At 67.8% G+C, this 25849-nt stretch carries 28 protein-coding genes; 18 read left to right on the forward strand and 10 right to left on the reverse strand.

Features of this window, described 5'->3' with window-relative positions:
• The first annotated feature begins 81 nt into the window (after window positions 1-81).
• Window positions 82-729, forward strand: a complete 648-nt coding sequence (locus ACPEH8_RS02270) for a response regulator (protein ID WP_423665913.1) — start codon at window positions 82-84, stop codon at window positions 727-729.
• 51 nt (window positions 730-780) lie between these two features.
• Here the strand turns inward: ACPEH8_RS02270 and ACPEH8_RS02275 are convergent, their stop codons facing one another.
• The 5 genes from ACPEH8_RS02275 to zwf all read right to left on the reverse strand — a co-directional run bounded on the left by ACPEH8_RS02275 (window position 781) and on the right by zwf (window position 6799).
• Window positions 781-1440: a bifunctional 4-hydroxy-2-oxoglutarate aldolase/2-dehydro-3-deoxy-phosphogluconate aldolase gene (locus ACPEH8_RS02275; protein ID WP_423665915.1), complete on the reverse strand. Its 660-nt coding sequence runs from the start codon at window positions 1438-1440 to the stop codon at window positions 781-783.
• 236 nt (window positions 1441-1676) lie between these two features.
• Complete coding sequence (gene edd / locus ACPEH8_RS02280; RefSeq protein WP_017355958.1) at window positions 1677-3593, reverse strand: phosphogluconate dehydratase; 1917 nt, start codon at window positions 3591-3593, stop codon at window positions 1677-1679.
• Window positions 3594-3639: 46 nt separating this feature from the next.
• A complete protein-coding gene (pgl, locus tag ACPEH8_RS02285; protein WP_017355959.1) occupies window positions 3640-4362 on the reverse strand; it encodes a 6-phosphogluconolactonase in 723 nt (240 codons plus the stop codon).
• Window positions 4359-5366, reverse strand: a complete 1008-nt coding sequence (glk, locus tag ACPEH8_RS02290; protein WP_136005855.1) for a glucokinase — start codon at window positions 5364-5366, stop codon at window positions 4359-4361. Before glk ends, pgl begins: the two co-directional genes overlap by 4 nt.
• Complete coding sequence (zwf, locus tag ACPEH8_RS02295; protein WP_017355961.1) at window positions 5363-6799, reverse strand: glucose-6-phosphate dehydrogenase; 1437 nt, start codon at window positions 6797-6799, stop codon at window positions 5363-5365. Before zwf ends, glk begins: the two co-directional genes overlap by 4 nt.
• 353 nt (window positions 6800-7152) lie before the next feature.
• On the opposite strand from zwf, the gene ACPEH8_RS02300 reads away from it, so the two are divergent.
• Window positions 7153-8247, forward strand: a complete 1095-nt coding sequence (locus ACPEH8_RS02300; protein WP_136005857.1) for an ABC transporter ATP-binding protein — start codon at window positions 7153-7155, stop codon at window positions 8245-8247.
• Window positions 8248-8345: 98 nt separating this feature from the next.
• Here the strand turns inward: ACPEH8_RS02300 and ACPEH8_RS02305 are convergent, their stop codons facing one another.
• Window positions 8346-9209 (reverse strand): YgfZ/GcvT domain-containing protein, encoded by an 864-nt coding sequence (locus ACPEH8_RS02305; protein ID WP_017355963.1) that lies wholly within the window; start codon window positions 9207-9209, stop codon window positions 8346-8348.
• A 39-nt stretch (window positions 9210-9248) separates the two neighbouring features.
• Between ACPEH8_RS02305 and ACPEH8_RS02310 the strand changes: the two genes are divergently transcribed.
• The 10 genes from ACPEH8_RS02310 to ACPEH8_RS02355 all read left to right on the forward strand — a co-directional run bounded on the left by ACPEH8_RS02310 (window position 9249) and on the right by ACPEH8_RS02355 (window position 16347).
• Window positions 9249-9422 carry a DUF1674 domain-containing protein gene (locus tag ACPEH8_RS02310; RefSeq protein ID WP_082316384.1) on the forward strand — a complete coding sequence of 58 codons (174 nt, stop codon included), beginning with the start codon at window positions 9249-9251 and terminating at the stop codon, window positions 9420-9422.
• Between the two features lie 56 nt (window positions 9423-9478).
• Window positions 9479-9871 (forward strand): succinate dehydrogenase, cytochrome b556 subunit, encoded by a 393-nt coding sequence (gene sdhC / locus ACPEH8_RS02315; protein ID WP_017355964.1) that lies wholly within the window; start codon window positions 9479-9481, stop codon window positions 9869-9871.
• Entirely contained in the window at window positions 9868-10254 is a 387-nt protein-coding gene (sdhD, locus tag ACPEH8_RS02320; RefSeq protein WP_136005859.1) for a succinate dehydrogenase, hydrophobic membrane anchor protein, read from the forward strand. The genes sdhC and sdhD overlap by 4 nt, the downstream gene beginning before the upstream one ends.
• 31 nt (window positions 10255-10285) lie before the next feature.
• Window positions 10286-12076: a succinate dehydrogenase flavoprotein subunit gene (gene sdhA / locus ACPEH8_RS02325; RefSeq protein WP_017355966.1), complete on the forward strand. Its 1791-nt coding sequence runs from the start codon at window positions 10286-10288 to the stop codon at window positions 12074-12076.
• Between the two features lie 163 nt (window positions 12077-12239).
• Window positions 12240-13025: a succinate dehydrogenase iron-sulfur subunit gene (locus ACPEH8_RS02330; protein WP_017355967.1), complete on the forward strand. Its 786-nt coding sequence runs from the start codon at window positions 12240-12242 to the stop codon at window positions 13023-13025.
• Between the two features lie 150 nt (window positions 13026-13175).
• Window positions 13176-13424 carry a succinate dehydrogenase assembly factor 2 gene (locus tag ACPEH8_RS02335; protein ID WP_017355968.1) on the forward strand — a complete coding sequence of 83 codons (249 nt, stop codon included), beginning with the start codon at window positions 13176-13178 and terminating at the stop codon, window positions 13422-13424.
• 28 nt (window positions 13425-13452) lie between these two features.
• Entirely contained in the window at window positions 13453-13824 is a 372-nt protein-coding gene (locus ACPEH8_RS02340; RefSeq protein ID WP_423665917.1) for a hypothetical protein, read from the forward strand.
• Window positions 13825-13847: 23 nt separating this feature from the next.
• On the forward strand, window positions 13848-15089 hold the full coding sequence (locus tag ACPEH8_RS02345; protein WP_017355970.1) for a lipoprotein-releasing ABC transporter permease subunit: 1242 nt from the start codon (window positions 13848-13850) through the stop codon (window positions 15087-15089).
• The gene (lolD, locus tag ACPEH8_RS02350; protein ID WP_017355971.1) at window positions 15082-15810 is read left to right on the forward strand and encodes a lipoprotein-releasing ABC transporter ATP-binding protein LolD; all 729 of its coding nucleotides are present in this window, start codon (window positions 15082-15084) and stop codon (window positions 15808-15810) included. Before ACPEH8_RS02345 ends, lolD begins: the two co-directional genes overlap by 8 nt.
• Before the next feature lie 96 nt (window positions 15811-15906).
• Window positions 15907-16347, forward strand: coding sequence for a DUF6491 family protein (locus ACPEH8_RS02355; protein WP_017355972.1), 441 nt, complete (start codon window positions 15907-15909; stop codon window positions 16345-16347).
• A 52-nt stretch (window positions 16348-16399) separates the two neighbouring features.
• Here the strand turns inward: ACPEH8_RS02355 and ACPEH8_RS02360 are convergent, their stop codons facing one another.
• The 3 genes from ACPEH8_RS02360 to ftsY are packed head-to-tail and all read right to left on the reverse strand — an operon-like array spanning window position 16400 to window position 19159.
• Entirely contained in the window at window positions 16400-16672 is a 273-nt protein-coding gene (locus ACPEH8_RS02360) for an oxidative damage protection protein (protein ID WP_017355973.1), read from the reverse strand.
• Window positions 16673-16676: 4 nt separating this feature from the next.
• Window positions 16677-17798, reverse strand: coding sequence for an A/G-specific adenine glycosylase (gene mutY / locus ACPEH8_RS02365; protein WP_287249006.1), 1122 nt, complete (start codon window positions 17796-17798; stop codon window positions 16677-16679).
• Complete coding sequence (gene ftsY / locus ACPEH8_RS02370) at window positions 17798-19159, reverse strand: signal recognition particle-docking protein FtsY (RefSeq protein ID WP_166472873.1); 1362 nt, start codon at window positions 19157-19159, stop codon at window positions 17798-17800. Before ftsY ends, mutY begins: the two co-directional genes overlap by 1 nt.
• A gap of 131 nt (window positions 19160-19290) precedes the next feature.
• Between ftsY and ACPEH8_RS02375 the strand changes: the two genes are divergently transcribed.
• Window positions 19291-19590: a hypothetical protein gene (locus ACPEH8_RS02375; RefSeq protein WP_153164264.1), complete on the forward strand. Its 300-nt coding sequence runs from the start codon at window positions 19291-19293 to the stop codon at window positions 19588-19590.
• A gap of 108 nt (window positions 19591-19698) precedes the next feature.
• Here the strand turns inward: ACPEH8_RS02375 and htpG are convergent, their stop codons facing one another.
• Window positions 19699-21597: a molecular chaperone HtpG gene (htpG, locus tag ACPEH8_RS02380; RefSeq protein WP_017357529.1), complete on the reverse strand. Its 1899-nt coding sequence runs from the start codon at window positions 21595-21597 to the stop codon at window positions 19699-19701.
• A 428-nt stretch (window positions 21598-22025) separates the two neighbouring features.
• On the opposite strand from htpG, the gene rsmD reads away from it, so the two are divergent.
• The 5 genes from rsmD to ggt all read left to right on the forward strand — a co-directional run bounded on the left by rsmD (window position 22026) and on the right by ggt (window position 25829).
• The gene (gene rsmD / locus ACPEH8_RS02385) at window positions 22026-22631 is read left to right on the forward strand and encodes a 16S rRNA (guanine(966)-N(2))-methyltransferase RsmD (RefSeq protein WP_423665919.1); all 606 of its coding nucleotides are present in this window, start codon (window positions 22026-22028) and stop codon (window positions 22629-22631) included.
• A 7-nt stretch (window positions 22632-22638) separates the two neighbouring features.
• The gene (gene coaD, locus ACPEH8_RS02390; protein ID WP_017357527.1) at window positions 22639-23151 is read left to right on the forward strand and encodes a pantetheine-phosphate adenylyltransferase; all 513 of its coding nucleotides are present in this window, start codon (window positions 22639-22641) and stop codon (window positions 23149-23151) included.
• Window positions 23152-23195: 44 nt separating this feature from the next.
• Window positions 23196-23687, forward strand: a complete 492-nt coding sequence (locus tag ACPEH8_RS02395; RefSeq protein ID WP_136005870.1) for a hypothetical protein — start codon at window positions 23196-23198, stop codon at window positions 23685-23687.
• 124 nt (window positions 23688-23811) lie between these two features.
• On the forward strand, window positions 23812-24096 hold the full coding sequence (locus tag ACPEH8_RS02400) for a YfhL family 4Fe-4S dicluster ferredoxin (RefSeq protein ID WP_136005873.1): 285 nt from the start codon (window positions 23812-23814) through the stop codon (window positions 24094-24096).
• Window positions 24093-25829 (forward strand): gamma-glutamyltransferase, encoded by a 1737-nt coding sequence (ggt, locus tag ACPEH8_RS02405; RefSeq protein ID WP_166472876.1) that lies wholly within the window; start codon window positions 24093-24095, stop codon window positions 25827-25829. The genes ACPEH8_RS02400 and ggt overlap by 4 nt, the downstream gene beginning before the upstream one ends.
• Window positions 25830-25849: the final 20 nt, after the last annotated feature.

Here is a 25849-nt window from a genome sequence, read left to right on the forward strand (position 1 = left end):
TGCAATGCGTGTTCATTCTTGTGATCGTCGTGTCCCGCCGTTAGGCTGGCCCCCGTTAGCAGCGTTTGAAGAGGTACGTGCATGACGATTCGAGTGTATCTGGTGGACGATCATGCGCTGGTGCGTACCGGCATGAAGATGATCCTCTCCAACGAGACCGACATGGACGTGGTCGGCGAGGCCGAGTCCGGCGAGGACGCGCTGCCGGAAATCCGTCAATTGCGTCCGGACGTGGTGCTGTGTGATCTGCACCTGCCTGGCGTCAGCGGCATGGAAGTCACCGAGCGCGTGGTCCGTGGCGATCACGGAACGCGGGTGGTGATCGTGTCGGTGCTGGAAGACGGCCCCATGCCCAAGCGGCTGCTTGAAGCCGGCGCGTCCGGGTACATCGGCAAGGCCTGCGATACGCAGGAACTGCTGCGTGCCGTACGCGACGCCGCGCTGGGCCGCCGTTACCTGGGCAGCAGCATCGCCCAGAACCTGGCGCTCTCGAACGTGGAAGGCAGCCACTCGCCGTTCGATGCGCTGTCGCCGCGCGAACTGGAAGTGGCCCTGCTGCTGACCCAGGGCCTGCGCCAGGAGGACATTGCCAAGCGTCTGAGCCTCAGTGCCAAGACCGTCAATACGCACAAGGCGCGCCTGTTCGAAAAGATGGGCATCAGCGACAACATCGCCCTGGCACGCATGGCCAGCCAGTACGGCCTGGTGGACTCGGCGCGACCGATGTAATCCGCGCCGGTGTCGTCGGCGGCAGCGGGGCGATGCCCGGCCGCCGTTGCCTCACCTGGCGCTGACGCGCGCCACGATCTTCGCCGCCTGGGCCGCGCTCTCGCGCACCTTGTCCCAGTCGCCGTTGTCGATCCAGTTGCCCGGCACCATCCACGAGCCGCCGATGCAGACCACGTTCTTCTGCTCCAGATACTCTGCGGCGGTGGTTTCGGTGATGCCGCCGGTCGGGCAGAGCTTCAGGTCCGGAATCGGACCGGCCAGGCCCTTGATCATCGCCAGGCCGCCCACCGCCGAGGCCGGGAACAGCTTGCAGACGCGGAAGCCGCGTGCATACAGCGCCAGCATTTCGGTCGGCGAGGCCGCTCCCGGCACCACCGGCAACGGTGCCGCGGCAAGCGCATCGGCCATAGGCGCCGGCGTTCCCGGCGTCACCAGGAAATCCGCGCCGGCATCGATCGACTGCTGCATCTGCTCCAAGGTCAACACCGTGCCCGCGCCCACCACCACGTCCGGCAGCTCGCGTTTGAGCATCGCCAGTGCCTCCATCGCAATCGGCGTGCGCAGCGTCAGCTCGATCGCCGGCAGGCCGCCTTCCAGCAGCGCCGCACTGACCGCGCGTGCCTGGTCCAGGGTGTGCACGGTGACGACGGGCAGGATGCCGGCGGCGTGGAGGAGGGATTCAGCGCGTTTCTGGTGTTCGGCAATGCTCATGAAAATGTCTTCCTGTTGATCGGGTCGACCAGGTGTTGGCCGGAGACCCCAAAGGCCGGCCAGAGGCCGGCGCTACCGAATTGGCCGACGCCAACAAAGCGCCGCACTGTGTCGTGAGGCGGTTGGTGAATCGCGTAACGGTCGCGAATCAGCCAGTGAGGCGCCGCCATCTGTCGAGAGGTGGCGGGTTCACGGCGTGTCCCGGAAACCCCACCGCCGCGCTCGGCGATAAACCGTCAGGCGTCCTTGGCCTCATGCGGCGCAAGCGCTGCCTCGGCGTCGTGCCCCAGCTCGTACTCCGCGTCGTAGTTCCAGATGTCGCCGTCGGCGGCAGCCGGCCCACACGAGATCGAAATCGCGCCCTGGTCGGCCGGTCCCACCAGGCGGCGGTTCATCGCGAACAGATTGCGGCCCAGATCGTGCGCTGCCGGTGCCGTGTTCGGCGCCAGCGTGCGCGCCGCCCATTCGGCCGGATCAACCAGTACGTCCAGCGTGCCTGCCTCGCCATCCATCCGGATGATGTCGCCTTCGCGCACGCGCGCCAGCGGACCGCCGCGCGATGCCTCCGGCGTCATGTGGATCGCCGCCGGGAATTTGCCCGACGCGCCGGACAGACGGCCGTCGGTCACCAGCGCCACGCGCCGGCCCTGGTTCTGCAGCAGGCCCAGCAAGGGCGCCAGCGAGTGCAGCTCCGGCATGCCGTTCGCACGCGGACCCTGGTAGCGCACCACCGCCACGAAATCATGCGGCAGCATCCCGGCCGCGTGCAGCTTGTTCAGCACCTGCGGCGCATCCACCACCACCGCCGGCGCCTCGATCGTGCGGTACTGCGGCTTCACCGCCGACAGCTTGATCAGCGAACGCCCCAGATTGCCGCGCAGCAGGCGCAGGCCACCCTGTGCCTCGAACGGGTCGGCCACCCCGCGCACCACCTCGGTGTCGGCGCTCTCGGTGATGCCATCGATCCAGGTCAGCGCGCCGTCGCGCAGGGCCGGCTCCTGCCCGTACTGGCGCATCCCGCCGACCGCCACCGTGTCCAGGTCCGCATGCATCAGCCCCGCATCCATCAGCTCGCGGAACACGAACGCCGTGCCGCCAGCCGCCGCGAAGCGGTTCACGTCCGCTTCGCCGTTCGGATAGACCCGCGCCAGCAACGGAATCAGCTGCGACAGCTGGTCCATGTCGTCCCAGGTCAGCACGATCCCGGCGGCACGTGCCACGGCGATCCAGTGGATCGTGTGGTTGGTCGAGCCACCGGTCGCCATCAGCGTCACGATGGCATTGACGATCGCGCGCTCGTCGATCAGGCGGCCCAGCGGACGGAAGTCGTCGCCCAGCGCACTGATCTCCAGCGCACGCGCGCCCGCATGACGGGTCAGTGCATCGCGCAGCGGCGTATCCGGATTGACGAACGACGCACCGGGCAACTGCACGCCCATTGCTTCCAGCAGCGTCTGATTGGAATTGGCCGTGCCGTAGAACGTGCAGGTGCCTGCGCCGTGATAGGACGCCGCTTCCACTTCCAGCAGCTCCTCGCGGGTTGCCTGGCCGGCCGCGTAGCGCTCGCGGACTTCGGCCTTCTGCTTGTTCGGAATGCCCGGCGTCATCGGCCCGGCCGGCAGGAAGATCGCCGGCAGATGGCCGAAGGCCAGCGCGCCAATCAGCAGGCCCGGCACGATCTTGTCGCAGACACCGAGGTACACGGTGGCATCGAACATGTCGTGGCTCAGCCCGATCGCGGTCGACTGTGCGATCACATCACGCGAGAACAGCGACAGTTCCATGCCGCCGCGGCCCTGGGTGACGCCATCGCACATCGCCGGCACACCACCGGCCACCTGTGCAGTGGCGCCGAGCTCGCGGGCGGTGTCGCGCAGGATGTCCGGATAACGCTCGAACGGCTGGTGCGCCGACAGCATGTCGTTGTAGGCGGTGATGATGCCCAGGTTCGGCGTCACCCCGCCGCGCAGGCGGCTCTTGTCGGTGGGGCCGCAGGCCGCGAAGCCGTGGGCGAGGTTGCCGCAGCTCAGGCGCGAACGGAACGGACCGTCGCGCAGCGCGGCGTCGATGCCGGCCAGGTAGGCGGCGCGCGAGGCGGCGCTGCGCTGGACGATGCGTTCGGTGATGGCATGGAGTTTGGGATGCAGGCTCATTGGCTACCGGCTATGAGAAGGCGAACGGAATACCACCGGGGCGAGGTCAGTCGCACCAGTGCACGCGCAGCTTGGTGCCGCCGATGTCGATCGCGTTGAGAATGGGATAGAGGTGCGGATTGTTGCTGTCCAGCGCCTGGCGCAGCACGTCCAGCTTCTGCTTGCCGCGCAGCAGCAGCAGACGCTGCCGGCTCTGGCCGAGCCCGTGCGGGGTCAGGGTGATGCGCAGTGGCCACTGGTTGGCGCCCGGGCAGCCGGTGGCATCCAGCGCCGCATAGGGCAGGGTGCTGTCCACGGCGCGGGCCAGGTCGCGGGAACCGGGAAACAGCGAGGCGGTGTGGCCGTCGTTGCCCATCCCCAGCACACTCAGACACGGCCGCTGGCTGTGCTGCGCCTGCAGGTTGGCGGTGTACACGCATTCGGCCAGCGGCTTGCCCACCCGCACCAGTGGGTCGAAATGGGCGCCTTCGGCACGCGTGAGGAAGCTCTCGCGCACCAGCCAGGCATTGCTGTCGCGGTCCTGCGGGGACAGCCAGCGCTCATCGACCAGGCTGACCTCGACGCGATCCCAGTGCACGTCCAGCTCGGCCAGTGCCTGGTAGACCGGCGCTGGCGTGGTCCCGCCGGACAGCAGCATGCGCGCACGGCCGAACGCGGTGATCTCCTGGTTGAGGAGCTGGGCCATCTCTGCGGCCACGGCCTCGATCCAGGCGTCGGCGTCGCCGTGGCGGATCAGGGTGAAACGGTCCTGCGTGTCCAGCGCGGTCATGCGGCAGCTCCCTGCAGATCGCGCTCGGCGTCTGCGGCGTAGGCGGCGGCGCCGAGCAGGCCGGCGTGCGGGTGCATCACCGCCAGCGACGGCACCCGGGCCATGATCGAGGAGAAGCGTCCCTTGTGCTCGAAACGCTGGCGGAAACCGGAGTGCTGCAGTGAGTCCAGCATCTTCGGCACCAGCCCGCCGGTCAGGAACACGCCGTCCCACGCGCCCTGGATCAACACCAGGTCGCCGGCGATGGCGCCGAACACGGCGCAGAACACGTCCACAGTACGCATTGCCTGCGGATCGCCATGCAACGCGCGCGCGGTGACGTCCACCGGTTGCAGCTGACCGGGGTCGATGTCGGCCATCTCGCACACGGCGCGATGGATGTTGACCAGTCCCGGCCCGCAGATCAGGCGCTCGTTGGAGACGCGGCCGAACTGTTCGGAGAGGATTTCCAGGATGCGGATTTCTTCAGGCGTGCCCGGCGGGAAGCTGACATGGCCACCTTCGGTTTCCAGCGGATAGCAGCGGCCGTGGCGCAGGATCAACCCGCCCACGCCGAGCCCGGTGCCCGGGCCGATCACCGCATAGTTGCGCGGCTGGCCGGGCTTGCCCGGCACCCATGCGGCGCCACCGACCTGGACCACGTCCTGCGGCTGCAGCAGCGAGATCGCCATCGCCTGGGCGGCGAAGTCGTTGATCAGGTGCAGTTCGTCGAAGCCGAGCATGTGGGCGGTACGCGCACGCGAGATCACCCACGGATGATTGGTGATGCGCGCCTCATCGCCATCCACGCGGCCGGCCACGGCGAACACGCCGCGGCGCGCCTCGGCGCCGATCTGGTCCAGATAGTGGCGCGCCGCATCGCCGAGCGACGGGAAATCGGCGACCACGAACTCGCGGATGCTGTCCTGCTGCAGCGGCGCGGCCTGCGCCGTGTCGGCCAGCGCGAAACGGGCATTGGTGCCCCCGATATCGGCGACCAGCACCGGTTGTGACGCCCGGCTCATGCGCGATCCTTGCCGGCATCGGCGTCCACGTCGGCAGGCAGGAAGCCGATTGCCTCCTCCGGGCCCCACTGGCCGGCGGGGTAGGGCTGCAGCGGCAGGGCCGCGGCTTTCCAGGCATCGCTGACGCTGTCGATCCAGGCCCAGGCGGCGCGCACTTCATCGTCGCGCACGAACAGCGCGTGGTTGCCGTTGAAGGCGTCCAGGAACAGCCGTTCGTAGGCGATGCGGCGGTGCAGGCCCGTGGGTACCGACAGCTCCAGCTCCAGCGGGTGCAGTTCCAGCGCGCCCCATTCCGGGCCGGCCAGGCTGCTCATCAGGCCGAGCTCGATGTTCTCCTGCGGCTGCAGCTGGAAGGTAATGCGGTTGGGCGTGGCATTGCCGCGGTCCGGGCGCTCGAACAGCCAGTGCGTGACCGGCTTGAGCGTGACCACCACGCGGGTGGTGCGCTCGGCCAGGCGCTTGCCGGTGACCAGATGGAACGGCACCCCGGACCAGCGCCAGTTGTCGATGTGCGCGGTGACCCCGGCAAAGGTTTCCACGTCGCTGCCTTCCGGCGGCTGGTAGGCCTGCGCGGGCTGGCCGTTGATGGTGCCGGCGGTGTAGCGGCCGCGGACGCTGTCGCGCGCGGCGTGCGTGGCATCCAGGGGGCGCAGGGAGCGCAGCACTTTGACTTTCTCGTCGCGGATGCGGTCGGCTTCCAGCGACGCCGGCGGCTCCATCGCCACCAGGCAGAGCAGCTGCAGAATGTGGCTCTGGACCATGTCGCGCAGCGCACCGGAGCGGGCGTAATACGCATCGCGGCCGTCCACGCCCTCGCTCTCGGCCACCAGGATGTGCACCGACTCGATGTAATTGCGGTTCCAGACCGCTTCCAGCAGCGTGTTGCCGAAGCGCAGCGCGATCAGGTTCTGCACTGCTGCCTTGCCCAGGTAGTGGTCCAGGCGGAACACGCGGTCTTCGTCGATCCACTGGCCGATGGTGGAGATGATCTCCTCGGCGCTGGCGCTGTCGCTGCCGATCGGCTTCTCGAGCATCAGCCGGTGCGGCGCCGCCAGCGCGCCGCCCAGGGCCAGGCCTTCGCAGGTGGAGATGTACAGGCCCGGCGGGATCGCCAGGTAGCTCACGCAGCGGCGGTTGACCAGATCGCGCACCGAGTCGGCGACGGACTGTGGGTCGCGCAGGTCCACCGAACGGTAGTCGATGCGCTGCAGCAGCGACTGGATGTCCTCCTGGCTGGCCATCGGCATGGCCTGCTGCAGGCGCGGCCGCAGGATTTCGCGGAAGGCCTCGGTGTCGTGCGGCGACAGCGCCAGCGCACGGACCTTGAAGTCTTCGGGGAGCAGGCCGTCGCCGAGCAGTCGCAGCAGCGAGGGGAACAGATAACGCTGGGCCAGATCGCCTGTGGCGCCAAACAGGAAGAGGGTGTCGTGCATCGCTCGAGTTTCAGATCCGGGTGACATCGTTGTCAATCGCTTCTCGTCTATGTTCTCGGGGGTACGGGTGGGTACGTTGACCGCATGTTGCGATCGCGGCATCGTCCACCCGACGGGCCTGGCGTGACGGCCTGACGACCCGGCGCGCAGGGGAGGAAACCGCCCCGCTGGCGCCGACGTCGTTGCCGACCATCGGATAGTGCCACGTGAAAACGTTTACATGGCAGAATGCGCAGACTGTATTCGATTGCAGTGGTCGCCGTCATGCGGCACCACGCCATCGACCTGCCATCGGGAGGGCCGAGGGCAGTTCCGCATAACAGCCCGGAGTCCGGGCGGACTGGAATGGTGATATGGCAAAAGTGCAGTTGCAGGGGGTTCGCAAGGTCTACGACAACGGTCAGGTGGCCGTGCAGGGCGCGACCTTCGAGGTGGCCGATGGCGAACTGATGGTGCTGGTCGGGCCGTCCGGCTGCGGCAAGTCGACCTTGCTGCGCATGGTCGCCGGGCTGGAGGAGATCAGCGGCGGTACGCTGACCATCGGCGACCGCGTGGTCAACGATGTGGCGCCGAAGGATCGCGATATCGCAATGGTGTTCCAGAGCTATGCGTTGTATCCGCATATGACCGTGGCCGAGAACCTCGCCTTCGGCCTGAAGCTGCGCGGTCACGACAAGGCCACGATCAGCAGGCGGGTCAACGAGGCGGCGCAGACGCTGGGCCTGACCGAGATGCTCGACAAGCTGCCCAAGGCGATGTCCGGCGGCCAGCGCCAGCGCGTTGCGCTGGGTCGCGCGCTGGTGCGCGAGCCGGCGGTGTTCCTGCTGGACGAGCCGCTCTCCAATCTGGATGCCAAGCTGCGTCACAGTGTGCGTACCGAGATCGCGCAGCTGCATCGCAAGCTGGGCACGACGATGATCTACGTCACCCACGACCAGGTGGAAGCGATGACGCTGGGCCAGCGCATCGTGGTGCTCAAGGACGGCATCATCCAGCAGATCGATACGCCGATGGCGCTCTACGACCGCCCGGCCAACCTGTTTGTGGCCGGCTTCCTGGGCAGCCCGGCGATGAACGTGCTGCGCGGCACCCTGCAGCGCAATGACCGCGGCGTGGTCGTGCAGGAGGCGGCGCTGACCGCACCGCTGGGCCAGGCGTCAGTCGATGCGGGCTGGATCGGCCGGACCATCGCCGTGGGCGTGCGTCCGGAGCATCTGCAGCCGGCCGCGGCCGAGGATGCGACGGGCTTCGAGGCGACCATCGACGGCATCGAGCCGGTGGGCAACGAGATCTTCGTGAACATGACCAGTGGCGGCCAGCCGTTGGTGATGCGCGTGGCGCCGCAGGCCCTGCCGCAGGTCGGCGAGTCGATCCGCGTGGCGATACAGCCGAAGGGGCTGCACTTCTTCGATGCGGAGACCGGCGAGCGGTTGAACCACGACGCCTGAGGCCTCAGGTGGGCGGACCAAGGGTCCGCACCCACCCCGCCTTGGCCGGTCAGCAGCACGGATGACGGGGACGCCGGCCGAGGGCCGGGTCCACGCACTTACCGCGCCAGGCCGTCCAGCAGGGGCAGCGAGGCCGCTTCCACGCCGCCGATCTCCAGCGGATCGCTGGCGATCTCCAGCGGCAGCACGGCCAGCGCCAGTTCGCCAGCCACGCTGACCACGGTGCCGATCGCCGCGCCATTCTGCTGGACCTGCGCGCCGCTGGTGATGCCGGCGCCCACCCGCAGCAGCTGCAGCGCCCGCTTGGCCTTGCCGAGGAAATGCGTGCGCGCCACGATTTCCTGGCCGGGATAGCAGCCCTTCTTGACGCTGTAGCCGTTCAGTCGATCCAGGCCCAGCTGCTGCGGCGTCCACTGTTCGCGTTGATCGACGTCCAGGCGCGGCACGCCGTAGCGCAGATCGGCCTGGCGCCAGGCGAGCGCGAATGCCGGGTCATCGGCCAGCACCGTGTCGTCCAAGGCGGCGATGCGCAGTGTCCGGGGCAGGGCATCGCTGCCCACATCCAGTTCGAGCGTCTCGCCGAGCACCGCGATGGCGGCGCCGGAGGCGGCTTCCGGCGCAGTGAAGCTGCCGGCCACGCCCAGATCGGTACGCACCGTCAGTTTCACCTTGCGGCGGAACACGAAGCGCTGCAACTGCGACGCAATCGCATCGGCATCGCCGTCGGCGAGCACCAGCACCACCTGCGTCTGGTCCAGGCGGATCAGCTGAAACACAGCAATGGTGCGGCCTTTGGCGCTCAGCCAGGCGCTCCACTGCCAATGCCGCAGGGGCAGGGCAGTGACGTCGCTGGCGAACTGGGCATGCGCGAATGCGGCCGCATCGGGGCCTTCCAGGCTGAGCAGCTGGTGACCGGAGAGGGCCGGATATCCGACGAAAGCAGGGGGCAGGTTGTCAGGCACGTGAACGGGGTCTAAAATTTGTGCGTTGCGAGACCACCCATGATAGGCCAAACAACCCCCACTCCAGAATCCGACTCCCCAGCCCCGCAGGTCGAGCAGAAGCAGCCGCTTCCCGAGACCCCCGCGGTGCCCGTGGAGATTGGTGGCCGCGGCGGACTTGATCCGGTGCGGTATGGAGACTGGGAGAAAAACGGACGCTGCATCGATTTTTGATCAGCATTGAGCCAACGCGGCATTGCGCCGCCCAGCCGAGACAACGAGCCCAGCGAATGGCCGCCAGAGAACGTCCCCTTTCCCCGCACCTTCAGGTGTATCGCTGGCAGATTCAGATGGCCACCTCGATCCTGCATCGAGCCACCGGCATCTTTCTGTCTGTTGGAGCCCTGATCATTGCGGGCGGCCTGCTCGCCCTGATGATGGGCCCTGAATCCTGGAACTGCTTCACCGGCCATGCCGGCAGCTGGTACGGCAAGCTGTTCCTGTTCGCATGGACGTGGTCCTTTGCCTACCACCTGTGCAATGGCATCCGCCACATCGTGCAGGACTTCGCGATCGGCTTCTCCATTCCCGCCTTTGTGCGCAGCAGCTGGGTCTCGGTCTTCGCCAGCCTGGTGATCACCGCGCTGGTCTGGGCCTATGTGTTCGCCGGAGCCACCGCATGAACAAGTTCCGTACCCCGCTGAAGAACGTGCGTGGCCTTGGCGCTGCCAAGACCGGCACCGAGCATTTCGTGATGCAGCGCCTGACCGCCACCGCGCTGGTCGGCCTGACCATCTGGTTCCTGGTGTTCGTGCTGAGCCTGATCGGCGCCGATTACGTGACCGCCACCGAAGCGGTGTCCAAGCCGTGGAACGCGGTCCTGCTGGTCGGCTTCCTGGTCGCGATGTTCTGGCACGCCCAGCTCGGCCTGCAGGTCGTGCTGGAAGACTACATCCACAACTCGCTGCTGGCCCTGGCGCTGCAGACCACGGTGAAGTTCATCGCCGTGCTCGGCGCGATCGTCAGTGTTTTTGCGGTCGCCCGCATTGCGCTCGGCGTTGCCTGAGTCCAGGCACCAAGACAGGAATCCAGATTAGATGTCCGCTTACAAGATTACGGAACACAAGTACGACATGGTCGTGGTCGGCGCCGGCGGTGCCGGTCTGCGCGCCACGTTCGGTCTTGCCGCCAAGGGCCTGCAGACCGTCTGCCTGACCAAGGTCTTCCCGACCCGCTCGCACACCGTGGCCGCGCAGGGCGGTATTTCCGCCGCGCTGGGCAACATGGGCGAGGACGACTGGCGCTACCACTTCTTCGACACCATCAAGGGCTCGGATTGGCTGGGTGACCAGGACGCCATCGAGTACATGTGCCGCGAAGCGATTCCGGCCATCATCGAACTGGAACACTACGGTGTGCCGTTCAGCCGTACCGAAGAGGGCAAGATCTACCAGCGCCCGTTCGGTGGCATGACCACCAAGTACGGCGAAGGCCCGTCCGCGCAGCGCACCTGCGCCGCGGCCGACCGCACCGGGCACGCCATGCTGCACACGCTGTACCAGCAGTCGCTGGCGCACAACGCGCGCTTCATGATCGAGTACTTCGCGCTCGACCTGATCTTCGATGAGGAAGGTGTGTGCCGCGGCGTGCTTGCCCTGGACATGGCCGACGGCTCGCTGCACCTGTTCCGCGCCCACGGCGTGGTGCTGGCCACCGGCGGTTACGGCCGCGCGTATTTCAGCGCCACCTCGGCCCACACCTGCACCGGCGACGGCGGCGGTCTGGTCATGCGCGCCGGCCTGCCGATGCAGGACATGGAGTTCGTGCAGTTCCACCCGACCGGCATCTACGGCGCGGGCTGCCTGATCACCGAAGGCGTGCGTGGCGAAGGCGGCATCCTGCGCAACAGCAACGGTGAGCGCTTCATGGAGCGCTACGCACCGCACTACAAGGACCTGGCCTCGCGCGACGTGGTGTCGCGTTCGATGACCATCGAAATCCGCGAAGGCCGCGGCGTCGGCGAGCACAAGGACCACATCCTGCTCGACCTGACCCACCTCGGCCCGGGCGTGATCGACGACAAGCTGCCGGGCATCGCCGAAAGCGCGCGCATCTTCGCCGGCGTCGACGTGCACAAGCAGCCGATTCCGGTCATCCCGACCGTGCACTACAACATGGGTGGCATCCCGACCAACTACCACGGCGAAGTCGTGCGCAAGGTTGGCGACAACCCCGATGCCGTGGTGCCGGGCCTGTACGCCATCGGCGAAGCAGCCTGCGTGTCGGTGCACGGTGCCAACCGCCTGGGCTCCAACTCGCTGCTGGATCTGGTGGTGTTCGGGCGTGCGGTGGCCAACCGCTGCGCCGATACCATCAAGCCGGGCCAGTCGCACAAGACCCTGCCGTCGGACGCCTGCGACAAGGCGCTCGGCCTGCTGGACAAGCTGCGCTACGCCAACGGCGACACCCCGACCTCGGTCATCCGCGACCGCATGCAGCGCACCATGCAGAACGACGCGGCGGTGTTCCGTACCAGCAAGACCCTGCAGGAAGGCTGCGGCAAGATGGCCGAGATCTTCGACTCCTTCCAGGACGTCAAGGTCTCCGACCGTTCGCTGGTGTGGAACTCCGACCTGATCGAAACCTACGAGCTGAACAACCTGCTGCTCAACGCGGTGGCGACGATCAACTCGGCCGAACAGCGCAAGGAAAGCCGCGGCGCGCACGCGCATGAAGACTATCCGGACCGCGACGACGTCAACTGGCAGAAGCACACGCTGGTCAGCGTCGACGAGAAGGGCAAGTGCGAGTTCGACTACCGTCCGGTCCACATGTACACGCTGAGCAAGGACGTGGACGTGGTCCCGCCCAAGCCGCGCGTCTACTAAGCGACCTTCGGCATGACCTCCGGCCACGCAGTGCCTGCCACTTCCTCCGCCCACACGGGTGGGGTGGTGCGCGCGCTGCGGGCCGGCGGTGTCGACTTCCTCATCTTCCGTGCTAGCCGCGCCTGCATCGCAGCGCGAGCCGCCTGAGCCAACGAGAACAGCCATGGCCGAGTTTTCCCTCCCCAAGAATTCCAAGATCGGAAAGGGCAAGCACTTCCCCGCCAAGAGCGGCGCGAAGAACACCCGTACGTTCAAGATCTACCGCTGGAATCCCGACGACGACAGCAACCCGCGTACCGATACCTACGAGATCGATCTGGACGCGTGCGGCCCGATGGTTCTGGACGCGCTGATCAAGATCAAGAACGAGATCGATCCGACCCTGACCTTCCGTCGTTCGTGCCGCGAGGGCATCTGCGGTTCGTGCGCGATGAACATCGATGGCACCAACACGCTGGCCTGCACCCGCGCCATCGCTGACTGCGGCAAGGCCGAAGTGCCGATCTACCCGCTGCCGCACATGAGCGTGGTCAAGGATCTGGTGCCGGACCTGACCCACTTCTACGCGCAGTACGCGTCGATCAAGCCGTGGATCCGCACCCAGACCCCACCGCCGCCGGATCGCGAGCGCCTGCAGTCGCCGGAAGACCGCAAGAAGCTGGACGGGCTGTACGAGTGCATTCTGTGCGCCTGCTGCTCGACCAGCTGCCCGAGCTACTGGTGGAACGGTGAGCGTTACCTGGGCCCGGCGATCCTCCTGCAGGCCTACCGCTGGATCGTCGATTCGCGCGACGAGGACACCGGGGCGCGTCTGGACGACCTGGAAGATCCGTTCAAGCTGTACCGCTGCCACACCATCATGAACTGCGCCCGGACCTGCCCGAAGGGCCTGAACCCGGCCTTGGCCATCGCCGAGATCAAGAAGCTGATGATGGCGCGCCGCGCCTGACGTAGCGCCGGGCTCAGCCCGCGGCTCCGTAGCGCCGGGCTCTGCCCGCGGCTCCGTAGCGCCGGGCTCTGCCCGGCTGAACCGAAAAGGTAAAGCCGAGCCATGCTCGGCTTTACCGTTTAAGGCCTTGCCGTTCAAGGAGCCACACCGATGGATGAAGCAACCCTGCTGAAAAAGCTGCGCTGGCGCTGCCGCCGCGGCATGCGTGAGCTGGACCAGCTGTTCGAGCGTTACCTTGACCGCGAATGGGCCGGTGCGCCGACTGCAGAGCGCGAGGTTTTCCTGTTCCTGCTGGAATGCGAGGACGATAGGCTGTGGCGGTGGTTCATGGGCTACGAGGAGTGCCCCCATGCCGAGCCGGCCGCGCTCATCGCCAGGATCCGCGCCCTGCCGGCTTGAATGGCGGCCCTCGCGCAGGCAATGCCGCGTGCAGGTCCTGCTGGCGATGCTGGTGCCCTGGGCGCTGTCGATGAGCGATCTGCCGTCGCCGCACTGGCAGTGGGTGGCCGGGACGGTCGTGATGGCGTCCCTTGTCGAAGCGGCAGGTCAGGTCCGTCGGCGTACCCGGCACCTGCTTGTTCCGCCTGGCGAGGCGGCCGTCATGGTGGACGGCAGGCCGGTCGAGGCCTTCGTGGTGCGGTTCCGGGGACCGCTGGTCCAGCTTCGCTGGCGGCAGGGGTGGCGCCGGCACGCACTGCTGTTCTGGCCCGATACCCTGTCGGCGGCGCAGCGACGTGAACTGCGACTGGCCGTCGGCACCCGCTGCATTTCCCGTTCACGTCGCGCAATGGCACCATAGCCTGAATTGTCCGGCACACCTGCATGTTCAAACCCATACCTGTCGCAATCGGCCTGCGTTACCTGCGCGCCAAACGTCGCAACGGCTTCATCTCCTTCATCTCGATGGCGTCCATCCTTGGCATCGCGCTGGGCGTGACCGTGCTGATCACCACCCTGGCGGTGATGAGCGGCTTCCAGAAGGAGATCCGCGACCGCCTGCTGCAGATGTCCGCACATACCACCATCACCAGCGACGGCGCGCCGATGGCCGACTGGCAGCGGTCGGTGGATCTGGCCATGAAGGACCCGCGCGTGGCCGGTGCCGCGCCGTACATCGAGATCCAGGCCATGCTGAGCGGTCCACGCGTGCAGGGCGCGATCGTGCAGGGCATCGACCCGGCGCTGGAGCCCACGGTCTCGGTCATCAATCAGAAGCTCAAGCGCGGCAGCTACGACAGCCTGACCCCCGGCAGCTACAACCTGCTGCTGGGCAGTGAACTGGCCATCTGGCTCGGCGTGGATGTCGGCGACACCGTGGTGGTGACGCTGGCCGAAGTGCAGGGCACGCCGATGGGCGCGATGCCGCGGCTGAAGCGCTTCACCGTCAGCGGCATCTTCGAGGCCGGCTACAACGAGATCGACCGCGGCGTGGCCTACGCCAACATGAGCGACCTGGAGCGTGTCCTGCGCATCGATGGCGCGACCGGCGTGCGCCTGAAGCTGCACGACATGGACAAGGCGCTGGATGTCGGCCTGGATCTGGCGCATGCGCTGCACGGGGCCTACCGGGTCAGCGACTGGACCCAGCAGAACGCCAACCTGTACCACTCGCTGCGCATGGAAAAAGTGGTGATGGGCATCCTGCTGTCGCTGATCATCGCGATGGGGGCCTTCAACCTGGTGTCCTCGCAGGTGATGCTGGTCACCGACAAGCAGGCCGACATCGCGATCCTGCGCACGCTTGGCCTGACCCCGGGCGGGGTGATGCAGGTCTTCATGGTGCAGGGCTCGCTGATCGGCATCTTCGGTACCGTGATGGGCGTGATCGGCGGCATCACCCTGACCTTGAATCTCGAACGCATCCTCGGTGCGATCGAGACGGTGTTCAACGTCAAGCTGCTGCCCGAGGACGTCTACTACATCACCGGCCTGCCCACCGACATGCAGGCGCCGGACATCATCATCATCACGGTGGTCGCACTGGTCATGAGCTTCCTGGCGACGTTGTATCCCGCGTGGCGCGCTGCCCGCACCCAGCCGGCGGAGGCCCTGCGTTATGAATGATGTGATCGGGCATGACGTGAGCGTCCGCGGCCAGGAAGTGCTCCGCGCCGAGCGCCTGGGCAAGACCTATTCGGAAGGGCGCATGCAGACCCCGGTCTTCGATGGCCTGGACCTGAGCGTCAACACCGGCGAGACGGTCGCGATCATTGGCGCCTCCGGTGCCGGCAAGAGCACCCTGCTGCATCTGCTTGGTGGCCTGGACCTGCCCACGGCGGGCGAGGTGCTGGTGGCTGGCGTGCGCATGTCGCAGCTCTCCGATGCAGCGCGCGGCAGCCTGCGCAACCGCACGCTGGGCTTCGTGTACCAGTTCCATCACCTGCTGCCCGAATTCACCGCGTTGGAGAACGTGATGATGCCGGTGCTGCTGGGCGGTGCGGACGTGGCCGATGCACAGGCGCGCGCCCGTTCGCTGCTGGAGTCGGTCGGCCTGGGCCACCGCCTGGAGCACAAGCCCAGCGAGCTGTCTGGTGGCGAGCGCCAGCGCGCCGCCGTGGCCCGCGCGCTGGTCAACCGGCCGGCCTGCGTGCTGGGCGACGAGCCCACCGGCAACCTGGACGACAAGACCGCCGCGACCGTGTTCGACCTGATGCTGGAGCTCAACCGCGCCCACCACACCAGTCTGGTGCTGGTGACCCACGACCGCAGCCTGGCACGCAAGCTGGACCGCGTGCTGGAACTGCGCGAAGGTCGCCTGCACGCCTTGTCGCACGACCAGGTCTGAGCACCCCGTCCAGGCGCTGAACTGCCGGCGGGCTGCATGCGCCGGCATCATCCCGGGGGGCGCATGATGCCTGCAGCCCACCCCGCCGGAGGTTCCATGAAAGCCCATGTTGCCGTCGCCCTGTGCCTGGCCCTGTCCGCCTGTGCGACCAGTGGTCGCCTGACGTCCGAGCAGAAGCTGTCGCTGTACCGCGCCCATGCGGCACCGCCGCAGCAGGACATGCCGCTGTATGGCGGCATCAATGGCTGGACCGAACTGGGCGACAGTGCGCTGGCGGTATGGACGCGCCCGAGCGAGGCCTATCTGCTCGAGCTGACCGGCCCGTGCCAGGGCCTGGACTACGCGCTGGAGATCGCGCTGACCAGCCGCACCGGACGGGTGTCATCGCGCTTCGACAAGGTCCTGGTCCGCGACCCGACCTCGGGCCCGATGAACATGCCGTGCTTCATCCGCAGCATCCAGAAACTGGACATCAAGGCGCTGCGCGCGTCCGAACAGGACATGCGCCAGGCGAAGCTGCAGGAGCGGGAGCCGTAAGGCGTACCGCGACCTGCCCTGCAGGTGCCGGCCACTGGCCGGCACAGCGGCCTCACGCCTCCGGCGCGACGTAACCGGCCGGCTTTTCTGCGCCGCCGGAGAACAGGTACTTGACCAGCTCTTCTTCCAGGAACGCGCGGTGCCTGGGATCGCGCGGCGACAGCCGGTTCTCGTTGATCAGCATCGTCTGGTGCGCCAGCCATGCGGCCCACGCGCTCTTGCCGATGTGATTGAAGATGCGCTGGCCGAGATCGCCGGGATAGGGCACGAAGTCCAGGCCGTCGGTGTCGCGTTGTTCGTACTGGCAGAAAACGGTGCGGGGCATGGGCTTACTCGGAAACGGGTGGGGAGGACGCGCGTCGCATTGTACGGCGCTTGGGCGAGGCGGGCGGCGCGCCGGTGTCGAGCAGCTTGCGGATCGGTGCGGGCAGGCCGAGCGTGGGCAGGTCCACCGGAGCGACCCAGCGCAGGCCCGGGACATCGGCGCGCAGGCCGTCCACCTGGCAGGACAGCACCTGCAGGTGCAGGCGGTAATGGCTGAAGGTGTGTTCCAGCACCGGCAGCGCCTCCGCGTCGTCCAGCGAGCCGTGCAGGTGCGCGTCGAACCAGTCCTGCAGCGCGCTGCCATGCTCGGCCTGGGGCAGCGTCCACAACTGCGCCCAGATGCCGGTGTCCGGCCGCTTCTGCAGCAGCACGCGGCCGCGGCCATCGCGCAGCAGCAGGGCCACGGCCTCGCGCTCGGGCAGTGCCTTGCCTGGTTTGGGCGTGGGCAACCGGTCGGTGCGGCCTTCACGGCGCGCCACGCAATCGTCCTGCAACGGGCAGATCACACAGGCGGGACGGCTGCGGGTGCATACGGTGGCGCCCAGATCCATCTGCGCCTGCGTGTAGTCGGCCATGCGACCGTCGGGAACGTGCTGTACGTGCGCCTCTGCCAGCCCCCAGAGCACCTTCTCCACGGCGGGCAGACCGGGAAAGCCGTCGATGCCGTGATAGCGGGTGAGCACGCGTTTGACGTTGCCGTCGAGGATCGCATGGCGATCGTTCCAGGCCTGGCTGAGGATTGCGGCGGCGGTACTGCGGCCGATGCCGGGCAGGGCGTGCAGCGCGTCGAGATCGCGCGGCAGCTCGCCATCGTGATCGGCCACGCAGCGTTGCGCGGCGGCATGCAGGTTGCGCGCACGCGCGTAGTAGCCAAGCCCGGCCCACCGTGCCATCACGGCGTCGTTGCTGGCTGCGGCCAGCGCGGGCAGGGTGGGGAAGACCTGCAGGAACGTCAGAAAGTACGGAATGACCGTACTGACCTGGGTCTGCTGCAGCATGATCTCCGACAGCCACACCCGGTACGGCGAGCGCGGGTGCTGCCACGGCAGGTCATGCCGGCCGTGGCCGTCGAACCACGGCAGCAGGCGGCCGACGAAGGCGTCGCCGCGCCCGTCCACGCCGGGCATCAGCCGCCCAGAGCCTCGGGCAGCAGCGCGTCGACGAACGCTTCCGGATCGAACACGCGCAGATCTTCCGGGCGCTCGCCGATGCCGGCGAAGCGGATCGGAATGCCGAACTCGCGGGCCAGCGCGAACACCACGCCCCCCTTGGCGGTGCCATCCAGCTTGGTCACCACCAGGCCGGTGACGTTGACCGCCGCGTGGAACTGGCGCAGCTGGGAGAGGGCGTTCTGCCCGGTGGTGCCGTCGATCACCATCAGCACCTCGTGCGGCGCGGCCGGATCGATCTTGCCCAGCACGCGGCGGATCTTGCCCAGCTCGTTCATCAGGCCGGACTGGGTATGCAGGCGGCCGGCGGTGTCGGCAATCAGTACCTCTGTGCCGCGTGCCTTGCCGGCCTGCAGCGCATCGAAGGCGACCGATGCCGCATCGGCATTCTGGCCCTGGGCCACCACGGCCACGCCGTTGCGCTCGCCCCAGGCCTGCAGCTGGGCCACGGCGGCGGCGCGGAAGGTGTCGCCGGCGGCCAGCATCAGACTGTGGCCGTCGTCCTTGAAGCGCTTGGCCAGCTTGCCGATGGTGGTGGTCTTGCCCACCCCGTTGACGCCGACGGTGAGCACCACGAAGGGCTTGGCGGTGCGGTCGATGACCAGTGGTCTGGCGACCGGCTGCAGGATCGCGATCAGCTCGCTGCGAAGAGCGGCCAGCAATGCCTTGGCGTCGGCGAACTCTCGCGCCTTCATGCGCTTGCGCAGGCCCTCGACCAGCGCGGTGGTGGCGCCAACGCCGACATCGGCGGTGATCAGGGCGGTTTCCAGCTCGTCGAGCAGGTCGTCGTCGAGCTTGGGATTGCGCGAGAACAGGCCGCCGAAGCTGCGGGCGATGACGCTGTTGCGCAGGCGGTCGCGCCAGCCGAGCTTGCCGGGAGCGGCCGGAGCGGTGGTATCGCCGGGCTCGAGGATGTCGGCGGCCGGGGCGGCGGCCGCCACGGGCGGTTCGGTCGGCTGAGCGGCTTCCTGCACGATGTCGGTGGCGACCAGGACCGGCGGGGTCACCTGCACGACGGGTGCAGGGTCGGTCGGGCGCTGGCCGGCGGGCGGCACTACCGGTGTGGTCGGTTCCGGGGGCGTGGCGGCCCGGGCGACCGGTGCGGTCGATGCCGGAGGCGCGGTGGGCGGGGCTGCCGGGGCGGTCGATTCCACGGGCGCGGTGGGCGGGACGACCGGCGCGGGCGGTTGGGCCGGCGGCGCGGCAGCATCAGCCGCCTGCGGGAACGCGGCGGCCAGCTCTTCAGCCGAGTAGTGCTGGGTCTTGGGCGCGTCCTGTGGGGCGTCCTGGGGCTTTTTGCGACGGAAGAAACTGAGCATTGGATTCGGCGCTGAAATCAGGGGGATATGCTACCACTCGGGCCTGTCAGCCCCGAGTGCACTCAAGTGCGCGGCCCGGCGGCCGCTATCGACGGTGGAGGGCCGCACGGGGCGGTCCGGGGTGCATCCGGGTGGGCAATATTCTGGCAATCGCGGGCAGCGGCATGCGTGCGGCCCAGCAGGGCGTACAGGTGGCCGCGCACAACGTGGCCAGCCTGGACGCGCCCGACGCGACGCGTCTGCAGGTGCTGCGGGGCGCTGCGCCTGCCGGCGGGGTGCAGTCCGTCGTGGGCACCACGCCCCAGGACCCGACGGCCCCGTTGACCGACCTGCTGGCCGCCCGCAACGAGGTGCTGGCATTCACGGCCAATGCCGCCGTGATCCGGCGCTCCGATGGCATGCTTGGCGCATTGCTGGACGCAACCGCCTGACCGTGGGTCGCCACCGTTGGCCGGCACGACCGGGTCATGTGACTTTCCTGGAGCCCGTCGTGGCAGGACGATGCCGACCCGCGGCCGGCATCGTCGGGTGCCGCGGTCTTACGCGGACAGTTCGAGCAGGAGCTTGTTGAGCCGGCGCACGTAGGCGGCCGGGTCCTTCAGCGTGTCGCCGGCTGCCAAGGCGGCCTGGTCGAACAGCACGCGGCTGAGGTCGTCGAAGCGTGCCGCGTCGGCTTCCTGGTCGAGCTTGCCGATCAGCGGGTGGCCGGGGTTGAACTCGAACACGGGCTTGCTGTCCGGCACCTTCTGGCCGCTGGCTTCCAGGATCTGGCGCATCTGCAGGCCCAGGTCCTGTTCGCCGATGGCCAGGATCGCCGGGGAGTCGGTGAGGCGGTGCGAGACGCGCACGTCGGCCACGTCCTCGCCGAGCGCGGTCTTGAGCCGCTCGACCAGGGCCTGCTTGTCCTTGGCGGCTTCTTCCTGGGCCTGCTTGTCTTCCGCCGACTCCAACGCGCCGAGGTCGAGGTCGCCGCGTGCGACGTCAACAAACGACTTGCCGTCGAAGTCGGTCAGGTAACCCATCAGCCACTCGTCGATGCGGTCGGTGAGCAGCAGTACTTCGATGCCCTTCTTGCGGAACACTTCCAGATGCGGGCTGTCCTTGACCTGGGTATGGCTGTCGCCGGTCAGGAAGTAGATCTTGTCCTGGCCTTCGATCATGCGGCCGACGTAGTCGGCCAGGGACACGCTCTGCTCGCCGCTGGCGTCATGGGTGGAAGCGAAGCGCAGCAGGCCGGCCACCTTTTCGCGGTTGCCGTAGTCTTCGGCGGGGCCTTCCTTGAGGACCTGGCCGAACTGCTTCCAGAAGCCGGCATAGACGTCCGGCGAGTCCTTGGCGAGCTTGTCGAGCATGTCCAGCGAGCGCTTGGTGAGCGCGGCCTTCATCGAGTCGATGACCGGGCCGGACTGCAGGATTTCGCGCGAAACGTTCAGCGACAGGTCGTTGGAATCCACCACGCCCTTGATGAAGCGCAGGTACAGCGGCAGGAACTGCTCGGCCTGGTCCATCACGAACACGCGCTGCACGTAGAGCTTCAGGCCCTTGGGCGCATCGCGGTGGTACAGGTCGAACGGCGCGTGGCCGGGCACGTACAGCAACGAGGTGTACTCGAGCTTGCCTTCGACCTTGTTGTGGCTCCACGCCAGCGGGTCCTGGTGGTCGTGCGCGGCGTGCTTGTAGAACTCGCGGTACTCGGCGTCGGTGATCTCGTTGCGCGGACGGGTCCACAGCGCGCTGGCGCGGTTGACGGTTTCCCACTCGGGCTCGGCCGGTGCATCGTCGCCGTGGGCGTTCTTGACCATCTGGATCGGCAGGCCGATGTGGTCGGAGTACTTCTTGATGATGCCGCGCAGGCGCCAGCCATCGGCGAAGTCGAGCTGGTCGTCCTTCAGGTGCAGCACGATGCGGGTGCCGCGCTCGGGCTTGTCGATGCTCTCGACGTCGAACTCGCCTTCGCCTCGCGAGGACCAGTGCACGCCTTCGCTGGCGGGCAGGCCGGCGCGGCGCGAGTAGACGTCGACCTGGTCGGCGACGATGAAGGCGCTGTAGAAGCCGACGCCGAACTGGCCGATCAGCTGGGAGTCCTTCTTCTGGTCGCCGGAGAGCTGGCGCAGGAAGTCGCCCGTGCCGGACTTGGCGATGGTGCCAAGGTGCGCGATGGCCTCGTCACGGCTCATGCCGATGCCGTTGTCGTCGATGGTCAGGGTGTGGGCATCGGCATCGAAGCTGACGCGGATGCGCAGGTCGCTGTCGTTCTCAAGAAGGGCCGGCTGGGTCAGCGCTTCGAAGCGCAGTTTGTCCGAGGCGTCGGCAGCGTTGGAGATCAGCTCGCGAAGGAAGATTTCCTTGTTGGAGTACAGCGAGTGGATCATCAGCTGCAGCAGCTGCTTGACTTCGGTCTGGAAGCCCAGGGTTTCTTTTTGGGTCTGCACGGTCATGAGTGGCGATGCTCCTTGGACGATGCCGCGCCCTGCGCGGCGGCTGGCTCAAGGGGTAGGGGCGGCGGGGTGGGTTTTCAAGAGCGTGCGGATACCCGCCGTTTGTATCTTTCCTGGCTCGGGGGCGATGCAGGTCGCGGTTGCAGCCGGTCACTCGGAGGTCCTGATCAGGGGCCTTTTTCCACGGGAGGAGGGCTTGCACGCGACACTGCCCGTCTGTCGATCAGATGTCTGCATTGAATCCGGTGCGGTCATTGGCTGGGCGAATGGCGGGAGGGTCGGGCGGCGGTGCCATCCGCCGTCTCCGGTGCATGAAACGCGCCCGCCGGGGATCAGCGCTTAGAATGTCGGCCCGCCCCCCGTTGCCCCTGTGCCATGACCCGTGCCGCACCGTTTTCCCTGCCGACCCGTCCAGCCAGGCGCCGGGCATGACGCCGCGTCAGCCCGCAGCACCGGCGGTGGGGCAGGTGCGCATCATCGGCGGCAAGTGGCGTGGGACGAAGCTGCCCGTGCCACTGTCGCCGGGCCTGCGGCCAAGCAGCGACCGGGTCCGCGAGACGCTGTTCAACTGGCTGATGCCGCGGTTGGGCGGGGCGCGGGTGCTGGACCTGTTTGCCGGCAGCGGCGCGCTGGGACTGGAGGCGGTGTCGCGCGGGGCGGCGCACGCCACCTTGGTGGAGAAAGACGGGGGGCTGTCCCGGCAGCTGCGCGAGTCGGTGACCCGGCTGGGCGCGCAGAGGCTGGTGGAGGTCGTCCAGGCCGACGCCCTCCAGTGGCTGCGTCAGCCGGCTGGGGCGCTGGCCGATATCGCCTTCGTCGACCCGCCGTTTGCCGCCGGGCTGTGGGACGCGGTGATCGCCGGACTGCCGGCGCACCTGGCCCCCGATGCCTGGCTGTACGTGGAGTCGCCGGCCGGTCAGGCGCCACGATTGCCGGCGCCGTGGCTGCTGCACCGCGAGGGGAGCACCCGGGAGGTCCGTTTCGCCCTGTACCGCCGCGCCGCTGCTACACTTTCACCAGATCACAACGTGTAGCTGCCGTATGACCGTGGCCAACCGCCGCATTGCCGTGTACCCGGGCACCTTCGATCCGATCACCAACGGTCACATCGACCTGGTGAACCGGGCCGCGCCGCTGTTCGAAAAGGTGGTGGTGGGTGTGGCGCAGAGCCCGTCAAAGGGGCCGACGCTGCCGCTGGAGCTGCGGGTGTCGCTGGCGCGTGAGGCGCTGGCCCACCACCGCAACGTGGAAGTGCGCGGTTTTGATACGTTGCTGGCGCATTTCGTGCGCTCCATGCAGGGTGGCGTGCTGCTGCGCGGCCTGCGTGCGGTGTCCGATTTCGAGTACGAATTCCAGATGGCGAGCATGAACCGCCACCTGATCCCGGAAGTCGAGACGTTGTTCCTGACCCCGGCCGAGCAGCACAGCTTCATTTCGTCTTCGCTGGTCCGCGAGATCGCCCGTCTGGGCGGCGACGTGTCCGGCTTCGTTCCCGCGTCGGTGCTGGAAGCGCTGCGCAGGGTCCGGGAAGCGAAGTCGGGCCCGACGCAGTAACCGCCAGACCCATACATACCAAGAACCACCAAGGGAGGAATTCCATGAACAACACCATGCGTGCCATGCTGATCGCGTCGTTCGCGCTGGCCTTCACCGCCTGCAAGAAGGAAGAGGCTGCTCCGGTCGCCGAAGCCCAGCAGGCGCTGGTCGCCCCGGGCAAGGACGACGATGCCGGCTGGAAGAAGTACCTGCAGGCCGTGGCCGTGCAGAACATGGGCAACATCACCAACAGCCCGTTCCTGTATTACCTCGGGCCGGAATCGGACCCGCAGTTCCAGGACAAGTACGAGCGCCAGGTTGAAAGCGCCACCCAGGCCGTCGCCCGTGGCGTGCAGCCGGGCAACATGCTGGCCTTCGGTTCGTCTGCCTCGGGCAAGATGGCCGACATGATCCAGACCGTGTTCAAGGACGTGTCGCCGGACTCGATGAAGGGCGTGCGCGTCGTGTTCATCGGCCAGGCCGCCGACAACGCCCGCGTGCAGTCCATCGTGCAGCCGACCGGTGCCGAGTACATCTTCGTCGAAGCCAAGTAACCCGTGCAGTGGCGGCCGCGCCCCGCGCGCGGCCCGGGCGGCGTCCTGCGGGGCGCCGCCGATCATCGGCCGGCGCCCTGCGCTGGCCGGTTTTCTTCCGCCGGCGCGGGCGTGGAGTAACGCCATGTCGCTGAAAATCAATGAGCTCTGCGTCAACTGCGACGTCTGTGAGCCGGCCTGCCCCAATCAGGCCATCTCGATGGGTGAAACCATCTACGTGATCGACCCGGCCCGCTGCACCGAGTGCGTGGGACACTTCGACGAACCCCAGTGCGTGGTCGTCTGCCCGGTGGAATGCATCGATCCCGATCCGGACATCCCGGAAACCCAGGAAGCGCTGTTGGCCAAACTGCATGGGCTGCAGCGTGATCATCCCGAACTGTATGTCACGGAGTCCCCGTCCGAATGAACAGGCTGTCGCGTCGTTGGTTGCTGCTGGTGCTGCTGTGGGCACCGGTGGCCTGGTCTGCTGGATCCACCCCGGCGTCGTTGGCCAAGCACCCGGAGGGCGCGGCGATTGCCAGCGGGCACCATCTGGCCACCGAGGCCGGCATGGAGATCCTCGCCAAGGGCGGCAACGCGTTCGATGCCGCCGTGGCGGTGTCCTCGGTGCTGTCGGTGGTCGAGCCGATCAGTTCAGGGCTGGGCGGCGGCGGCTTCTTCCTGCTGCATGACGCGGCCACCGGCAAGGACGTGATGCTGGACGCGCGCGAGACCGCGCCGCAGTCGGCCACGCCCGAGGCGTTCCTGGACGGGAAGGGCGAGCTGGACCGCGACCGCTCGGTGAACGGCGCGTGGTCGGCCGGCATTCCCGGCCTGCCGGCGGCGCTGGTGGAGCTGTCGTCCAGGCATGGCAGGCTGCCGCTGCGCACCTCGCTGGAACCGGCGATCCGCATCGCCCGCGACGGTTTCCCGGTGTACGCACGCATGGCCAAGGGCTATGCCTCGCGCCGCGCGGTGATGGAGCGCTATCCCGGCACGCGCGAGGTGTACCTGCGCAACGGCAAGCCGATCGCCGAAGGCGATGTGTTCCGGCAGCCGGAACTGGCCGCCACCCTGGAGCGCCTGGCCGACAAGGGCTTCGACGGTTTTTACCGCGGGCAGACCGGCGCGCTGCTGCTGGCGGGCGTGAAGCAGGCCGGCGGCCGCTGGACGGCCGAGGAACTGGCCGGCTACCGGGTCAAGCAGCGCGAGCCGATCGTGTTCAAGTACCGCGACTGGACCGTCACCACCGCCGCGCCGCCCTCCTCCGGTGGCATCGCACTGGCGTCGATGCTGCAGATTCTGGAAGGCTGGGACCTGAAGACGCTCGACGAGGCCCACCGCACCCATCTGGTGGTCGAGGCCATGCGCCGCGCTTACCGCGACCGCACGTTCTTCCTCGGCGATCCGGACTTTGTGCAGATCCCGCAGAAGGTACTGACCAGCAAGGATTACGCGCAGGGGCTGCGCGCCACCATCCACCCGGAGAAGGCGACCCCGAGCGATCTGCTGTCTGGCAATCCGACCCCGCTGGAAGACGACGAGACCACCCACTTCTCGATCATCGACCGCGACGGCAACCGTGTGGGCGCCACCCAGACCGTCAACCTGCTGTATGGCTCGGGCCTGATTCCGTCCGGTACCGGCGTCCTGCTGAACAACGAGATGGACGATTTCGCGCTGAAGCCGGGCACGCCCAATGCCTTCGGAGTGATGGGGTATGCGGCCAACGCACCCAAGCCGGGCAAGCGCATGCTCAGCTCGATGACCCCGACCTTCATGGAATCGGCGGACAAGGTGGTGGTACTCGGCACGCCGGGCGGCAGCCGCATCATCACGATGGTGCTGCTGGGCATCCTCGGCTACGACGCCGGGCTGGACGCCCAGCAGGTCGCGGCGTTGCCGCGCTACCATCACCAGTGGCTGCCCGACGTGATCGAGGCCGAGAGCGGTGCCTTCGACGATGCCACCCTCCGGCAGCTCCAGGCGATGGGCCACAAGGTCGATCTGCCCGGCGACAGCGCGGCCGGCGGCCGTGGCTCCAGCCACGTCTGGGGCAACCTGCAGACCGTGGAATGGAACCGGCGCAGCAACGTGCTCAGTGGCGGCAGCGATCCGCGCAATCCGGTGGGCAGCGCCGCGGTTTCACCGGCACGCTGATCCACACCACCGATGAAAAG

This window comes from Stenotrophomonas sp. NPDC077461 (genome assembly GCF_049545475.1).
GTDB classification, from domain to species: Bacteria; Pseudomonadota; Gammaproteobacteria; order Xanthomonadales; family Xanthomonadaceae; genus Stenotrophomonas; species Stenotrophomonas nematodicola.